Below are 17510 nucleotides of genomic sequence, written 5' to 3' on the forward strand. Positions count from 1 at the left end.
CGCTGCGCGCAGTTGAGACATTCAGTAATACCCAACCTTTGCAATTGTTTACAAATATCGCCAACCTGCGCCCGCCCGACACGCGGCGTACGACAACGTGCGCGTTCGCCTGTCATTACTAAACTTATTGTTCAAGAGCCCGCTGCCATGCTGAACGGACGCGACCCACGCATCGATTTTTTTCGGGGCCTGGCGTTGATCTTTATTTTCTGGGATCACGTCCCCCACAATCCCCTCGGCCAGATCACCCTGCGCAATGTTGGTTTCAGCGATGCTGCGGAGGTGTTTGTATTTCTCGCCGGCTACGCGGCGGTGCTGGCCTACGGCAAGATCCTGCAACGCGACGGCTACTGGATCGCCTCACTGAAAATCCTGCGCCGCGCCTGGGTGTTGTACGTGGTGCATATCTTTTTGCTGGCGATGCTGATGGGCATCGTGTTCTTCGCCAACAGCCATGTGGAAACCCGCGACCTGGTCGAGGAGATGGGCCTGACCCATTTCGTCACCCACCCGCAACAGGCCCTCACCGATGAGCTGCTGCTGCGCTTCAAGCCCAACCTGATGGACCCGTTGCCGCTGTATATCGTGCTGCTCGCGGGCCTGCCGCTGGTGTTGCCGTTGCTGCTGCGCAGGACCTGGCTGGTGGTGGTCGGGTCGGCGACGGTGTACCTGCTGGCACCGTGGATGGGCTGGAACCTACGGGCGATTGCCGATGGCGTGTGGTACTTCAACCCGGTGACCTGGCAGTTCCTGTTTATCCTCGGTGGCGCGGCCGCGATCCAGGCCACACGGGCGCGCCCCGCAGACACGCGTGCGCTGGCACGCCAGCCGCTGTTCATGGCGGCGGCGGTGTACACCGTGCTGGCCGGTGTGCTGACGCTCTCCTGGCGCTGGCCCGAAGTGCACGACGCGCTGATGCCCGCCTGGCTCAGCGATTTGATCTATCCCATCAGCAAGACCGACCTGTCGCCACTGCGCCTGCTGCACTTCCTGGCCCTGGCGTATGTCACCGCCAAACTGTTGCCCGGCCGCGGCTGGACGCAAAACTGGCTGGCCGAACAAAGTTGCCGCATGGGCCGCTACTCCCTGGAAGTGTTCTGCCTCGGCGTGCTACTGGCCCCCTTGGCGGACATGCTCAACGCCCAAGCCGGTGATGCCTGGCCCATGCAGATTTTCAGTGCCCTGCTGGGGATGGCGTTGATGGCCGGGCTGGCAGCGTGGCTGGAGTTCAACAAACAGCTGGACCTGCGCCAGCGCAGCACTGCGCGGCAGTTAAATAGTTAGCCCCAGCGCCGGCATGCGCGGTGATTCCATCTGCCTTCCACTTATCGTGAAAGGTAGAGCGCATGCCGTCTCATCAATTACTCAACGGCCTGTCCGGCAATTTGCAGTCGAGTACCCGCTGGGCCCAGCAACAGGCGCTGGAGCTGATCCAGCGCAATGTGCTCCAGGCCCTGGATGGCCTGGATGCTGAGGAAAAACAACGTTTCCTGCAGCTGCAACGCCAGGCCCTCGCGGCGCTGACGGCGGTTGACGCCGAGAAAGAACGGGTCGTACGCACCTTCAAGGAAGACGGCCTCGCACAGCTACGCAGCAGGCTCGGCGGGCGCGATCCCGAGCAGTACCGCTTCGATACCACCTACATCGAAAAGGTCCAGCAACCCCTGCCCTGGGACCGGCAGCCAGGTAGCTACGTCAGAGTCCCTCGCCGCTCCGTGCTGGAGTACACCGAAGTCGTCCACGTCAAGAGCATGTCGCTGTGGGAGGCGGCTTGCGTGAATTTCGGTTTTACCTCCTATCTGACGACAGACTCCGGCTACAGCCTGATCGGCGCCAGCCGCGTGGTGGGTTTCAACGGCGACACCAGCCTGAGTGCCCGCGAGTTCGTCGATGTCGCCCGCGAGTTGGACCTGGGCCACAAACTGCAGCAAACCATTCGCGCGACCCTGGGCCAGGACGGCACGCTCAACCGCCTGATGGGTGCAGCGGCCTCGGCCCTTCTGCGGTTCGATGCCCTCGACGCCTGGCGCAACCGCGCGCACAACGGCCTGACCCGCGCCATGTACGACAGCCTCATGGCGTCAATCGAAGGCAGTGGGCCGCCACTGCAGGTCGACAGTTTGAGCCTGACATCGGGCGTCACCCCCATTATCTCGGTGCCCTTCGTACCTTGGGACAACGCCATCCCGGTGCCTTTGCTGTTGATCAGGGTTGCAAGCCTGGGAGTGCTGTCCTATTTCCCCTTCCGCCCCGGCGGTGCGTTGCGCTATCACAGCGATGCGCAATCGGCAGAGGCCGATTTCCGCCAACAGCTTGTGGACAGTCACAGAAAAGACGACCTGGGTTGGTTTTCCCGACAACTGCCGTTAGTGGGGATGTCCGTCTTCAAACCCTTGCTGACCCTGGAAAAGCGCCCGGAAGGCTTGAGTTGGTTGGCGGGAAAACTCTATGACGGTTTTCACAAGGCCTTTCCGGAGCGAACCCTGGATGACATTCGCTTCTCCACCGACCCCTACACCGGCCCCGCCAAAACGCTGCTGCAAACCCTGACCTACCGCCAGTTACAACGTTGTCAGGCCGACATGGACACTCTGGCCAACACCCGCTCCGACACCGACTGGCAAGCACTCAAGGACGCCGCCGCGGCCATCGCCGGCGAAGTCCTGCAGCTGCTGCTCACGCCGCTGCCCGGCGGAGTCACTGGGCTCAACCGGCTGATGCAACTGGCGGTGCTGGGCAGTATGACCTACAGCGTCAGCGTGGGCCTCAATGAAGCGGTCAAGGGCGATGCCAGCGGCTTTGCTTCGACCCTCACCGACGTCGCCGACCTGGCCATCAGCGGGCGTTTGATCGGTATCGCGAGCAAGCTCCATCATCAGCGCATGCTTGAATACCTGCAACGCCTGGGCAACCCGCGCAAAGTCACGCGTCCGGACGGTGTTGAGGAACTGTGGAAGCCCGACGCCCGCGCCTATGCCCATCCAAAGCCATACGTACTCGAGGGCAAACGCGCGGACGCCCTGGGCGTATTCAGCGTACACAACAACTACTACGTCAAACTGCGTCATGAGGAACAGACGGTGGTGGCAGAGGTTGTCCACGACCAGGCCACTCAGCGCTATGTGCTCAAGCACAGCCGCAGCCCCTACAACCCCCCGATTGTGTTTGACCCGGCCTTGCAAGCGTGGACCTTCGACCTGCACGACAACCAAGCCCTATCGGATACCCAACTGCTGCAGCGCATGCTGCCCAGTGGTTCGTCGATTATCCTGGAGGCTGACCTGGAGCGGATGCTGCGCAGCACCGCCACCTCCCGCGCAGCCCTGGAGAATGCCTGGCACGGCGAACCGGCGCCCTGGAACCTGATCGAAGGCGTCCGCCGCCTGCAGGCCGACCAAGTCATCGAGCAAATCATTAATCGCTTTCACGAAGCCGGCTACCTGCCGCCCTATGGCGACAGCGTGGTGCTGTGCCTGCTGACCCAATTGCCCGAATGGCCGGCCGCGGTGCTACTGAGCATCAGCGACCCGCAAGGCAGCGTCATCGAAACCTATGGGAAAACCGAAACGCCCGTGCCCTCAGTGACCACCCTCACGATTATCCGCAGCGCAGAGGGCAGCTATCAGGCCGAAGCAGACCGTGGCCAGCCCCACCATCGGGACGACCCGCTGCTGAGCCTGGTGATTGAGCTGCAACCGACCACCTCGCAGTTGGGCCTGACCGAACAACCCGACAGCACGCCCGAACAGCGGATCCTGGCGGTACGTCGCGCCGTCTGCAGCCTGGCCCGTCGCGAACGCATGGCGCTGTTTTCCGCGCTGGTGAACTACGCCGGTTATGAGAAAAGTGAGCAACTACCGCCGCCCAACGTCAGACGCTTCCTCGCGGTCAAGGCCTCGGCGCCTCTGGTGCCGGCCACCGCCTTGCTGAAAAAATTGCGTGACCACAACAGCCCGTTGACGCCGGCCCTGCTCCAGCGGCTGCTGCAACAGCACCCGCTTACCCTGCGCCAACAGCAGGCCTACCTGCGCGAAGGGACATTGCCAACGGCCTTTGCCGAACACCTGGACAACCACCGCACTGCCCTGCGCATCGATGCCGCGATCGACGCGTTGTATCACCCACGGCAGTTCAACAACGACACCGATCAATGGGCCAGGGAGTTCGCTTCGGCCTTGATCCGCCAACGCCTCAAGCGCCCTTTCGTCATCACCGAAGTCGTCGCGGGCAACATCGCCAAGCCCTATCGCTCCAGCGGCGCTGATGACCTCACGGTGGAACTGCGCCACTACGGCGAAGGCGTGTATGAGGCCTATGACATGCGCAATGCCGGCACGATTGCGGTGTCACCGGCGGTGGACAGTTTTTACCTGGCCATCGGCTCGGTGCTGCAACCCCACGAGCGACAACAGCTGGGCATGAGCAGCGAAACCGACGCCAGAGGCCTGCGCAACACCCTGGGCAACTACATGAGCCAACAACGCGGCCCGGAAGGTTTTGTGCGACTGGCCGATGGCTCGCTGGCGCAGTACGAACACACCCTGTCCATGCCGGCCAATTTGCGGCCCGACGCTCTCGGCATCACCCGCCTTGACGGCGACCAATACCTGCCGCTGTTCGGCTCCTGGTACCGGATCGTCTACGACAAACAGGTACTCAAGTGGCGGTTCAAACACCCGCAAAAGATCGGCGTCGAAACGCCGACCCTGGAGCACAACGGTGACGGCGCCTGGCGCTTGTCCACTGAGAACCCGATGAGTTGGGACGACCACAGCCTGCTCTATCGACTGGGCGGCGACCACAACGCCTTTACCGAGGACACGGCCAGCACGATTCTCGCCCTGACCGATACCCCGCCCCATGTGCTGCGCCGCGTACACCGCAACGGCCACGCTGCTCCACCCTTGCTGACGGATACCTGCAAGCGCTTGCGCATTGACCAGGAAATCGACCGGTTCATCGAAGCGATGTATGAACTGCCCACCGCCTCCTCCGCCCGCCCTGACCTGCAGTTGCTGGTGATCACCAGCCTGCCGGGCTGGCCCGCCAGCCACGTGTTGCAGCTTGTCGACAGCGACAACCGCGTCATCCATCGCTACCACGAACGCCCGCAATCTGATCAGCAGACCGTGGAGATCAGCGTTGCAACGCTCGAAAATCCAAGGCTGCTGGAGGCCCTTCTGCCCCACGATGAGGTGGTCAGGGGCCTGCTGGGACAGTTACCCGAAACGCTGGAACAGCGCCGAATCCAACTGATCACCCGCATCGTTGAGTTCACTGACCGCGAACGCGCGAAAATCCTCGAGTCCCTGTATCGCCAAAGCGAGTCCGAAGGCACCGAGCAGCAGCGTCGCTTCAAGGCCATGCACCCGAACCTGCCCAACAATACGGTCAAGGCGATTCTCGGCCAAGCCACGGCACGCGAGCTCAAACAGCTCAATGAGCGCAACCAACTGAGCCTGCGAATTGGCGAGCAGGCACGCCTGAGCGCCCACGAATTGCGCCTGAACCGCGCGTTCGAAGGCTTGTACGTGGATGCCTGCGCCAATGCCGACAGCGACCGGATCACCCTGTACCTGCTGCGCATCCTGCCCGGCTGGCCTAGGAACCTGCGCATCGATATTCGCGAACGGGATAACCAGGGTCGCTTGCTGGAAACCGCCGGGCACCTGGGCGGCGCATCACGCAAGACCGTGGCCAAAACCAACCGTGGTTATCAGGCCTATGATCTGCAGGGCGAGCCGCTGGGCACACCCTCGACCAGATTGCTGCAGGTCATTCTCAGTACCTTGTCGCCTGCCGAGAAAGCCCTTCTTGAGGTCGACACCCAGAGCGGCATCCGCCATCTGCGCAACCAACTGGCCGAGTTGGCCTTCGCCCGTCGTGTGGAAATCAAGCACCTGCTGGATATCCCCCACTTGCAACCCTGGATGCAACCGGCCATGGGCGTCGACCGCACATTTCTGGTGTACCCGTTCTGGCAGCGTATCTGGCCGTTCCGCGGTCGCCGCCCACCGGACCTGGTGGCCAAGGTCCAGGCGCTTTATCCGCATTTCAACGATGACGATGCGCGACGTTTTCTCCAGACCTTGAACATGACTGACCCGGAAAAGTTGATCGAACTGGAGCGCCTCCAGGGCGAGTTCGTGGCCATGGAAAACGCGCTGATGCGCTGGAGCGAAGGGTCGTCTTCAAACGAAGATCTTGTAGCCGCCCCCCGGGAAGTGCGCCGTTACCCACGTCGCGTTATCGCCGCCCAACTGCGCTCGGCCTGGCAACGTGCAAACACCATGTTCTTCCTGGAAGGGCTGTACCACCTACAGTCACTCGAATTGCACTTGGACGACGAAACCTTTCCCCCGGCGTCCTTCATAACGGACACCCGCGCGTTCAATCACATTGAATACCTGAGGATTTACAGCAACACGTTCCCGGCCACGGGGCCAGATTTCCTGGCCAAATTCACCCAGCTCAAGGCATTGCACCTCGAATGTCGGCTAACGGAACTGCCGAGCGCGATCACCGAGATGACCTCGCTCACCCACCTTTACCTGAGCGACAACGACATTCGGTTGACCGAAGAGGCGGTGGTACGCCTGGCGAGCATGGTCAACCTGCAAAAACTGGATCTGACCGACAACCCGGACCTGACCCTCACACCGGACGTCAGCCAAATGACCCAGCTGAGCACCCTGATGCTCGCCAACACCGGCATTACGCAATGGCCGATTGGCGCCAGTGCGCTGCCGGTGCTGACCCAACTGCACCTGCAGACCAACTCGATCACCACGATTCCGGAAGAGGTCTTCACCAACCCATGGCTGCAAATGACCAATCGCAACACCTTCCTGCACGAGAACCCGCTGTCGGCCGAGACCCTGGCGCGCATCGAAACGTACCGCCTCGATACCGGTATTTCCCTGGGCGGCCGATTGTATACGCCGGCCCATGCACCGGTGGCGTCGAATGACTTCGACACCTGGCTGTCGGGCGTAGCCCCCACGGACGTGCCAGCGCGCCGACAGCTGTGGGAACAGTTGAAAGCCAATGAAACGGCGAGTGCCGACGATGTTTTCCGGGTGCTGCGCGACCTGCCGCGAACGCTCGCGTACCGCACAGTAGAGTCAAGAATGCGTCTGACGGATCGAGTGTGGGACTTACTGATTGCCATGGGCGAGTCGACGCAATTGCGCAACACGGTGTGCCTCAATACCTACGGCTCAGGCAATTGCGGCGACAGCGTGATCCTGGCCTTTACCAACATGGAACTGCATCACCGCATTCACCAGGCCAAGCAGCAACCCAGGAGTTACCTGGCTGATCGGGCATTGCTGGATCTGGCCAGGCGCTGTTTCTACCTGAATCAGCTGGATCATTTTTCCGATCAGTTCATTCTCGAGCGCGAGCGCGCCCGACTGGAAGTCGACCCCGCCGAAGTCACCGTTTACCTGCGCAGTAAACTGGCGCGCGAATTCAACTTGCCGTTCTATCCACTGGAATTGCTCTACACCGTGGATAGCTATGTGACTGACGAGGTGATCAATCGGGCCCGTGCGACGCTGCGCGCGCTCGGCCAGTCACCTGCCCTGCAGGAGGCCATCCTGACGACCGAGTTCTGGATCGAGTATTTGGCCAGCGCTGAGCCGGAGGCGTTTTTTACCGTCAAGAGCACCATCGCCTATAAGGTCAGTGCGTTGGATCAGGAGTTCCCGAGCCGGGACTCCGATGAATACTGGAACCGACGCCAGTTATTGATCGACGAGGAAACCGACGAGTACAACCGCCTGGTACGACAGTTGACGGAGGGCACGCAACGGACGCTACAGCGCGTCTGAACCACGACTGGCCTGCCTGCGGAAAAACAGGCAGGCCATGTTTCAAGGGATCACGCCGAACGCTGTGAACCCACGCCGACCTGGGTCGGTTGCAGTTTGAACACGTAGAACAACACCGTCAGCAGCACCAGGAACACCGGCCCGACATACAGCGCCACGCGGGTGTCCGGGAAGTACGCCATCAGGCCCACCACCAGCACCAGGAACGCCAGGGCCAGGTACGAACTGAGCGGGTACAGCCACATGCGGTACTTGAGGGCTTTCTGTTCGGCCGGGCTCAGGCTCTTACGAAACTTGAGCTGGGCCAGCAGGATCATGACCCACGTCCAGATCGCGCCGAAGGTGGCGATGGACGTAACCCAGACGAAGACTTTCTCGGGTACCAGGTAATTGAGCAACACCCCCAGCAGCAAGGCAAAGATCGACAACAGCAGCGCTTTGCGCGGTACACCGTTGCGCGATGTGGTACCGAACGCCGCGGGTGCCTGGCCATTCTGCGCCAGGCTGTAGAGCATGCGCCCGGTGCTGAAGATGCCGCCGTTGCAGGATGACAACGCTGCGGTGATCACCACGAAGTTGATGATGCCGGCCGCAGTCTTGATACCCAGGCGCTCGAAGGTCATCACGAACGGGCTGCCCTGGGTGCCGATTTCATTCCACGGGTAGATCGACAGAATCACGAACAACGCGCCCACGTAGAACAGCAAAATGCGCCAGAACACCGAGCCGATTGCACGGGGAATGGTCTTCTGCGGGTTCTTTGCTTCACCGGCGGTGAGGCCGATCATCTCTACACCCAGGTAAGCGAACATCACCATTTGCAGGGACATCAACACACCCTGCACGCCATTGGGCATGAAGCCGCCGTGGGCCCACAGGTTGGAGATACCCAGTGCCACGCCGTCGTTACCAAAGCCGAACGCGATGATGCCGACGCCGCCGATCACCATGGCAATGATGGTGACGATCTTGATCAGCGCGAACCAGAATTCGAACTCACCGAAGGCCTTTACCGCGATCAGGTTGATGGTACCCATGCTGATCAGGGCCGCCAGGGCCCAGATCCAGCGCGGCGTATCGGGGAACCACACGCCCATGTACACCGCCACGGCGGTGATCTCTGCCACACACGTCACCAGCCACAGGAACCAGTAGTTCCAGCCAGTCAAAAAACCCGCCAACGGGCCGAGGTAATCCTGGGCATAGCGGCTGAACGAGCCGGCCACCGGGTTATGCACGGCCATCTCGCCGAGGGCGCGCATGATCACCAGGATGGCCAGGCCACCGATAATGTAGGAGAGCATGATGGCCGGACCGGCCATTTCGATGGCCTTGGCCGAGCCCAGGAACAGGCCGACACCGATACAGGCGCCGAGCGCCATCAGGCGAATATGCCGTTCGCCCAGTTCGCGTTTGAGCGGGCCGCCCGAAGCGGTCTCGCCATGGGGCAGGTGGTTGCCGACTGGCATAGGGATACAACCTCGTCTTGTTATTGGATATGAGCCTCCGAGTCCGGCACGCCACGGCGGGTGTGCCAGGGCGTGCCGTGTCCGCTTGACCTTTTGGGTCAACCGGTCTGGCCGGGCCAGATCAGGGGGGTGCAGTATAAAAAGCTCAACCCAGTGATTTTCACTCTATAAACGGCAATATTCAGCGGGAAACCCCGGAAAATTCCGATTGTGCGGTTGGAGTATCGCACGGCAATGGTGCAGCACTTCAAGCCTGGACCTGCCAGTCTGGCGTCCACATCGGCGCTTCGAAGAACAATCTGCGCGCCATGCGCAGGTAGATTTCGCCGCGATGGATCTCCACGGTCTGCCGCACGCGGCCGGTCTGCCCGGCCTGGATACTGGCAAATGCCTGGGCCTGCGCCTGGGCCTGCGCCTGCTTACCCATGCGGTGCTGCTCCAGGGTCTTGAGGTGCGCGGCGGTGAAATGATCGTCCGGCCCGGCCTGGCGCTCATAGTGGAAATGCGCGTACCACAACGGCTGGCGGGTATGCACATCCATTACCACATAGGTCTGCAGCCAATCATGGGGGCTGGCGGCCAGGGCAACCCGCTCGCCTTGGCGAAAAATACGCGCTTCATGATGGCTGACCAGCACGTCCACGCCGGACTGGGTGGGTAGGCGCGCCTTGATGGCAGTCAAGCGCGCCTGCAGGCCCTGCTCGGATAAGCGGCTGGCCGCAGCGCGCAACTCATCGGCTACGGTCCTGGCCCGCGCCTGTTGCGTGGCGGCAAGGCGACCCGGTTCGCTGTGCTGCAATTGACGGTGGATGGCGTCGGCACACTGGCGCAACTTGGCGGCGTGCTGATCCAGAAGGTCCTGCAACGACTGCGGTTCATTGGACTTTGGCGCCATTCTGAGCACCTCGGCGATGGCCGGCGCGACCGACGCCTGCAACGCCTCGCCCTGCTCAATCAAACGATTGAGATTAGGCAGCGCAGCGGCGCGCCGGGGAACCGGCTTCTTGACCGGCTCCCACACCCCGTCGGCGGCGTGGGTAAACGAGGCAATCACGGTGTTCTGGGCGTCCACCACCTCAGCCACCTCGACCGGCTGCTCACCGGTGGTCATCTTGACCTGGGCCACATACAGATCCTGGTTGCGCGTGCGGATGATGTTTTTCAGCGCCGGGCGCGGTGCCGGCGCAGCACGCGGTGCGGGGCTCACAGGGGTCAGGGCCACAGCCAGTTCGCGCTCGACCTCAGCGTGCAATTGGCCACACAGCTGCTGCAACTTATCCAGGTAATCGAGGTGGAATTTGTCCGGCTCCATCGCTCGCCAGAACTCGATGCGGTCATCGGTCTGGGCGTAGACATGGTTGAGGCTATCCAGCAACTCGATACGCAATTGCGCGCTCAGGGGCGCCAACTCATGCAGTTGCGCCTGGGACCGGCTGGCCCAACGTGCACGGTTGATGGTGTCGTCCAGGCTTTGGAAAAAATCCTCGTCCAGCCGCGGCCCCTCGGTCTTAAGCGCCACCGCCCACAACGCCGTGACTTGCAATGACTGCAGATCCAACACCGACGGCGATGCCGCCTGGCCCATCCGCAAGCTCTGGGCGCGGTCCTTGCCGTACTTGGGAACGCCTTCCAGCGCTTGCAGGAAGCTGACTTCCTGGGTGCGCCAGCGGATGGCGTGCTCGTTGCTGTCAGCCAACTGCCGCAGGCCGTCCATCAACGTCTGGTGCGCCTGTTGATTGATATCCCAGCTGCTCTCCTGCTCATTCAACGACTGCACCTGGTCCAGCACCGGAACCAACCGGGTATTGATGGCGATGGTCGTTACGCGGGCCTGCGTCAACAGTTGCTGAAGGTTGAGAATTATCCCTTCGAGCGCCGTCGACAGTTCACGTTCGTAACCCGGCCGGTGCTTGAGTGCCTGCAGGTCCTTGAGGCAATCCAGCTCCAACAGCGCCGCATCCAGCTTATTCTGCAGCTCCTGGGTATAGCGGGTACCCGCCCGGGCGCGCTGCTCGTCGGTGAGATTGGCAACGTCACTGGTCAGCAGGTGGTAAGCCACCACCACGGCCCGATTGGCCGCCTCGCGCCGCTGGCCGTATTGGCGATAATCCTGCTCCAGTTGCTGGCGGCGCGACTCGGTGTTGGTCACCACCGGTGTATCGGCCTGACCACCCAGCAGGCGCAGGCGCAAGTCCACCTCCCAACGGCCAGTGTCCAACAGCTTCAGCCAAGGCCCCATCTCACGACCATCGGCACTGATCACCCGCACACTGTCATCCGTGACCCTGGCCCGATAGACATGCCCGCGCACCAGCACCTGCCACTGCGGCGGCTGTGCGGCGGCGTTGAACAACACCCCGTCGAGCCGTCCGCCTACCTGCGCACCCGGCAAACGCGCCGGCCAGGGCTGAGCGAACGCCTTAAGGCTGAGGCGTTCGAGCCGGGCCTGCAGAGGCGGCGTCAGGGTGTCACGGGCATTGCTCCAACCACCGGGGGCACGCAACGGGATGTTCAGCGGGCCGCGCGTCAGGGTCGGCGGCGCCAGCCTTGGCGGGCTGGGTGCGAACGCCGGATCGCGCAGATCCAGGGTCGACGGCACCTCGCGGGGCGAAGCCCGATGCGCGAGGATCAGCACCAGGTTGCTCAACAGGTCCATCACGCCCTGGGCCTGGGCGGCCGGGTCGGTGCCGCTGATGGCCTGCACATCACGGTGCACGCTGTCCATCACCTGCACCATCCATCCCGCCAGCGCCACCGGGCCTCGCAGAAACGGCAACAGGCTGTTGAACAGCAACCAGCCACCTTCTTTCAACGTCGCCCAGCGCTGCTCGGCGTTGGACACCGATTGGCGCTCTGCCAGGCTGACCAGCGCCTGCACCGTGGAGGCGAACACCCCAGGCAACGGGTCTTGCGCAATCAACTGTTTGCTCAAGCGAACCGACGCCGGACGCTCGGGCACACTGAACTCATCGCCAGCGAGAAAATGCCGTACATGGGGTTCTTCGAAACCGCCATTGGCATACAGCGCCTGGCGCGTTGGCGGCAGCCAGGCGAGCACCGTGTCCTGCAACGGACCGGCCGCCTTGATCGCCTCGAACAACGCCTGGGCGGACGAAAACTCCTGCAGGCTGGGGCTGAACAGTGGCTGGTAGAGCAGATGTGGCCCGTCGTCGGCATCCCTTGGGCCAATCACATACAGATTGAGCACCGTGTCCGGGGAAGACGTGGGCGTGGCCTTGAATGCCAGCGGCCATAACGCCGCCTGCGGCGGTTGCATCAGGGCCGCCTGCACCAGGCGATAGCCGGCGTCGGTCAGACCGTGCTCGCCCTTGAGCTTCATCTGCAACGCCAGCAGCGGCAGTTGCGCCCGCACCTGTCGGGTAAACAGCGCTTCACGGCGCTGCCGCTCGACCGGGTCGTCCAGCAGTGTTTGCTTGAGCAGCGCCGGGTACGTCTGGCCGATATCCACCTCGCTGACACAGCCCAGCAGCAAGGTTGCCGTGAGCCAGTCGGGCGCGGGACTGCCCTTGAGTTTGATCGCCGAAGGCAAGTGCGGAAAACCGCCGAGGTTCTCCAGGGCCAGGTCCGTCAGTGTCAACGTCAGCGGATGTACATCGCCGGTGGCAAAGCCGCCGGCAGTCATGGCCGCCGTGACGATGTGGTAAGTCAGCTCGATATCCTGCGGCTCGATGCCACTGGCGCGGCGATCCTTGCGCAGGCAGTCCTTCAGGGACTGGTCGGCAAAGGTCCGGATCGGCGCGATACCGTCAAGAAACGTACCCGCGCCCGCCACCACCAGGGCCTGCAATGCATGGGCGTAGGCCAGGCTGTCGGCCGCCGAGGCATGGATCAGCCACAGTGGCAGTTGGTCCTGCAGGCGCAGTTGATACGGGGTCAGCACCGACTCGAACCAGCGCGAGGGGTCGGTCACATAATCGAGCATGGCTTGAAACTGTGCGGACGAACGCGGTACCGAACGGTCGATGGCCAACACATCCGCGCGTTGGCGTTCGGCATAGCTGGCGGCCAGCGCATCGAACGGATCGCCCCACGGCTCCTGCACAAACCACTCAAGCGCCTGGTCGGCCAGGCGCGCGCTCAGGTAGTCGGGAATCAAGACTTCGATATCGTCCAGGCGCTTGAGCGGGTGCAGGCCGGTCGCGGGGCTGAACAGCCACTGGTCGAGAATCAACAGCGGCAGCATCTCCGGGGTCTGCGCGCTGCCTTGGGGCCTGACATGAACGGTGTGCACCGGCAACGCTGCCGCGTCCAGGGTCCACTGGCGATCAGGGCGACCGGCCCGCAGCGACGCGCGTGGGAACAAACGAGTGAACTGCGCCGCGTCCATGCCCGGCGGCTGCGGGCTGTCGTACAGCAACGCCAGCCAATCATCGGACAGGTAGGCCCAGCGTGTGGTGTTCACCGGCACCACAGCCCGCCACCAGTCCAGCAGTTGTTCAAGCCAGGCATCGAGCAGGTCCGCCCCAAGCTGGTTGACCACCTCTTCAACATCCAGCAGCGGCGGGCCACCGGGCACATGGATTTCCCGTTGATGCACGAACACCTGATGGTAATCCTCTACATAGCGCGTCGGCTGCGCGCTGGCCAGGCGCGTCACCACTTCATCGGCGAGGGCGCTGTAGTGGGTCTGGTCGGCCGACATCGGGGTGCCGATGGCGACGTGTTCCGCACGCAGGCCGAGGCTGGGGAAGCGCCGATCCAGCGTGGCTTGCGCCTGCTTGATCGCGGCTTCGCGCAGGGTCGGTGGGGAGGAAAACAGGCTGAGGATTTGCTCGATATGGCTACGCCGCGACGAGGGGGTTGCAGGCATGGGTTGGACTTCCTTGTGACGGACGCTGGATTCGGTCCGGTAAGCCCTGAACGGTAAGGAAGTAGCGCGTCCATCTGCGGTAGCCGAGTGCCCCCACGCAGACAAATTCCTCGACGGCGCCAATCAGCGTCTAAGCTCTATTCAAGTCCGATCAATCTGCCGGGATGGGATCAATCGACTATGGGCGCTTTATGGCAAACCGATTCAACCAAGGCTGCGGTTCCCACCGATAGCGCGGATGAACAGCCATTGCCACCACGCCCCCGCAAACGCTTGTACCGGTGGCGCATGGTGTGGCTGCTGCTGGTGATCGCACTGATCGCCGCGGGGTTTGCCGCCCAGCGCGAAATGCGCACCGCGCAGTGGCAAGCCCGCGAACTGAGCCGCCTGGCCGCCACCTTGCGCTACACCCTGGAGCCCGGTGCCAGCGATGCCATCGTGTATCCCGGCGACGGGCCTTTCGACAAACGCCTGGGCTATAGCGACCTCGATCAATTCCTGCCGCGCCTGCTCAAGCGCAATTATCTGATCCAGCGCCAGGTGCGTTTTTCCGCACCGCTCATGAGCTATGTCGAGCGCGGCCTGTTCGTGCCCTATGCGGAGAAGATCCAGGCCGGCTTGTCGATCTACGACTGCCGCGCCGAGCCGTTGTACCAGTTCACCTACCCGCAGCACGCGTACCAGGATTTCAGCGCGATCCCGCCGGTGGTGGTCAACAGCCTGTTGTTCATCGAGAACCGCGAACTGCTCGACCCGGCCCAGCCCCAAGCCAACCCGGCGGTGGACTGGCCGCGCTTCGCCAAGGCGGCCTGGTCACAAGTGGCAAGGCTGTTGCACTTGCCGGGGCAAAGCGCCGGCGGCAGCACCCTGGCCACCCAGCTGGAAAAATACCGCCACTCCCCCGACGGCCTGACGCTGTCCGGTGGCGAAAAACTGCGCCAGATGTTTTCCGCCAGCGTGCGCGCCTATCAGGACGGCCCGCAGACCTTGGCGGCGCGCCAGCAGATCGTACGCGACTACCTCAACAGCGTGCCGTTGTCCGCCGTGCCTGGTCACGGTGAAGTGCACGGCATGGCCGAAGGTCTGCGGGTCTGGTACGGCGCCGACTTCAACGCAACCAACGCTTTGCTCGCCGACAGCAGCATGCAAAACCTCGCGCAAAAAGGCCTGGCGCTACGCGAAGTGTTGTCGTTGATGATTGCCCAGCGCCGGCCGTCCCATTACTTGTCCAAGGGCCAGGCGGAACTGGCGAACCTGACCGACAGCCATATCCGCCTGCTGGAGCAGAACCGTGTGCTCGACCCGGCCCTGGCCAAGGCCGCCCTGGCCAGCAAGGTCAGTTACCGCGACTGGCAGCAGCAACCGACGCTGCAACCGATCGAAACCAACAAAGGCATCAGCATGGCCCGCAGCCGCCTGGCCGCCCTGCTCAACCGCCCACTGTACGACCTTGATCGCCTCGACCTGTCCGCCACCAGCACCTTGCAAAATGACCTGCAAACCCAGGCCACCGCCTACCTCAAACAGCTGGCCGACCCCGTCTTCGCCGGGCAACTCGGCCTGCTCGGTCCGCGCCTGTTGACGCCCGCCAGCACCGCGCAAGTGCGCTACAGCTTCACCCTGTATGAGATGACCGGCGACGGCGCGCGGGTGCGCGTGCAGACCGACAACACCGACCAGCCTTTCGATATCAACGAGAGCAGCAAGCTGGAACTGGGCTCCACCGCCAAGCTGCGCGTGCTCACCACCTACCTGCAAATCATCAGCGAACTGCACGAGCGCTATGCCGGCCAGGCACCGGCTGCGCTGAAAAAAGTCGATGTCGACGAGCAGGATCGGCTGTCGCGCTGGGCCTTGGATTACCTCGCGCAAACCCCTGACCGGAGCCTGCCGAAGATGCTCGACGCGGCGCTCGACCGGCAGTATTCCGCCAGCCCCGCCGAGAGCTTTTTTACCGGCGGCGGCCTGCATCGCTTCCACAACTTTCGCAACGAAGACAACGGCCGCAGTCCCAGCTTGCGCGACGCCCTGCGCGAGTCGATCAACCTGCCGTTCATTCGCCTGATGCGCGACCTGGTGCGCTACAGCACCTATCACGGTGACAACAACAGTGCCGAACTGCTCAAGGACGACAGCGACCCACGGCGCCAGGAATACCTGGCCCAGTTCGCCGACCGCGAGGGCACCACCTTCCTGTTGCGCTTCTGGAAAAAGTACCGCAACAAGGACACCCAGGCACGGCTCGACACCTTCCTCGACGGCATGCGCCCTACGGCCATTCGCCTGGCCGCCGTGCACCGTTATCTGCTGCCCCAGGCCAACCAGGAGAGTTTCAACCGTTTTGTCCGGGCGCATCTGAACAGTCAAAAAACCTCGGAAAAACTCACCGACGACCGCCTGGCCAGGCTCTACACCGATTACGGCCCCGGCACCTATGACCTGCCGGACCAAGGCTATATCGCCAAGGTCCACCCGCTGGACCTGTGGCTGCTCGGCTACCTGTTGAACCACCCCGACGCCACCTTCACACAGGCCGTCGCCGCAAGCGAACATGAGCGCCAGGAAGTCTATGGCTGGCTGTTCAAGAGCCGGCACAAGAGCGCGCGGGACAGCCGCATCCGCACTATGTTGGAGGTCGAGGCGTTCCTGGATATTCACCAGCGCTGGCAGGCGGTCGGCTACCCGTTCGACCACCTGGTGCCGTCGCTGGCCACCGCCATCGGCAGTTCCGGCGACCGCCCGGCGGCCCTGGCGGAACTGGTCGGCACGATCCTCAACGACGGCGTGCGTGAGCCGACCCTGCGCATCGACAGCCTGCACTTTGCCGCCGAGACGCCGTATGAAACCTGGCTGGTGAACAACCCCGACAAAGGCAAGCGGGTGATGCCCAGCGAAGTCGCCACGGCCTTGCGCGGCGCGTTGTCCCAGGTGGTGGATGCGGGCACGGCGAAACGCGTGTCCGGCAGCTTCAAGCTGGCCGACGGTACACCGCTGGCCATGGGCGGCAAGACCGGGACCGGCGACAACCGTATCGAGGCGATTGGCGCTGGTGGGCGGGTCCTCAGTTCCAAGGCGATCAACCGCACGGCAACCTTTGTGTTCTACATCGGCGAGCGGCATTTCGGCACCCTCACCGCTTTTGTCCCCGGCAGCGGCGCGCAGAATTTCACCTTTACCTCGGCGCTGCCGGTGCAGGTGCTCAAGGGCATGGCGCCAGTGCTGATGCCCTACCTGCAACCGGGCAGCCATACCTTGTGCACCCCCGCCGCAATGGCGGTCACCGAGGGCGGTAGCCGGCTGTTTTCGAGGTGACATTTGTTGAACGGAATGTCCGGTTATCCGGGCTGTTCGACCCAGTATTCAAACTTATTCTCG

5 protein-coding genes are annotated in these 17510 nt (G+C 62.9%); 3 read left to right on the forward strand and 2 right to left on the reverse strand.

Annotated features, from left to right (window positions below):
- The first annotated feature begins 147 nt into the window (after positions 1-147).
- The gene (locus AD670_RS14890; RefSeq protein ID WP_053133572.1) at positions 148-1284 is read left to right on the forward strand and encodes an OpgC family protein; all 1137 of its coding nucleotides are present in this window, start codon (positions 148-150) and stop codon (positions 1282-1284) included.
- A gap of 62 nt (positions 1285-1346) precedes the next feature.
- The gene (locus AD670_RS14895) at positions 1347-7835 is read left to right on the forward strand and encodes an NEL-type E3 ubiquitin ligase domain-containing protein (protein ID WP_053133575.1); all 6489 of its coding nucleotides are present in this window, start codon (positions 1347-1349) and stop codon (positions 7833-7835) included.
- A 50-nt stretch (positions 7836-7885) separates the two neighbouring features.
- Here AD670_RS14895 and AD670_RS14900 read toward each other — a convergent pair whose 3' ends face one another.
- Together AD670_RS14900 and AD670_RS14905 are read right to left on the reverse strand one after the other, a co-directional pair.
- Positions 7886-9304 carry an amino acid permease gene (locus tag AD670_RS14900; protein WP_053133578.1) on the reverse strand — a complete coding sequence of 473 codons (1419 nt, stop codon included), beginning with the start codon at positions 9302-9304 and terminating at the stop codon, positions 7886-7888.
- A 247-nt stretch (positions 9305-9551) separates the two neighbouring features.
- Entirely contained in the window at positions 9552-14135 is a 4584-nt protein-coding gene (locus AD670_RS14905) for a hypothetical protein (protein ID WP_053133581.1), read from the reverse strand.
- A gap of 180 nt (positions 14136-14315) precedes the next feature.
- Between AD670_RS14905 and AD670_RS14910 the strand changes: the two genes are divergently transcribed.
- On the forward strand, positions 14316-17447 hold the full coding sequence (locus tag AD670_RS14910) for a transglycosylase domain-containing protein (RefSeq protein ID WP_053133583.1): 3132 nt from the start codon (positions 14316-14318) through the stop codon (positions 17445-17447).
- Positions 17448-17510 lie beyond the last annotated feature (63 nt).

Origin of the sequence: Pseudomonas sp. MIACH (genome assembly GCF_001269925.1) — a bacterium.
Classification (GTDB): domain Bacteria; phylum Pseudomonadota; class Gammaproteobacteria; order Pseudomonadales; family Pseudomonadaceae; genus Aquipseudomonas.

Excerpts from the sequence above, each read along its gene's own strand:
- AD670_RS14910 (WP_053133583.1), top strand. The coding sequence starts at position 14,316 with ATGGGCGCTTTATGGCAAACCGATTCAACCAAGGCTGCGGTTCCCACC.
- AD670_RS14890 (WP_053133572.1), top strand. The coding sequence starts at position 148 with ATGCTGAACGGACGCGACCCACGCATCGATTTTTTTCGGGGCCTGGCG.
- AD670_RS14900 (WP_053133578.1), bottom strand. The coding sequence starts at position 9,304 with ATGCCAGTCGGCAACCACCTGCCCCATGGCGAGACCGCTTCGGGCGGC.
- AD670_RS14895 (WP_053133575.1), top strand. The coding sequence starts at position 1,347 with ATGCCGTCTCATCAATTACTCAACGGCCTGTCCGGCAATTTGCAGTCG.
- AD670_RS14905 (WP_053133581.1), bottom strand. The coding sequence starts at position 14,135 with ATGCCTGCAACCCCCTCGTCGCGGCGTAGCCATATCGAGCAAATCCTC.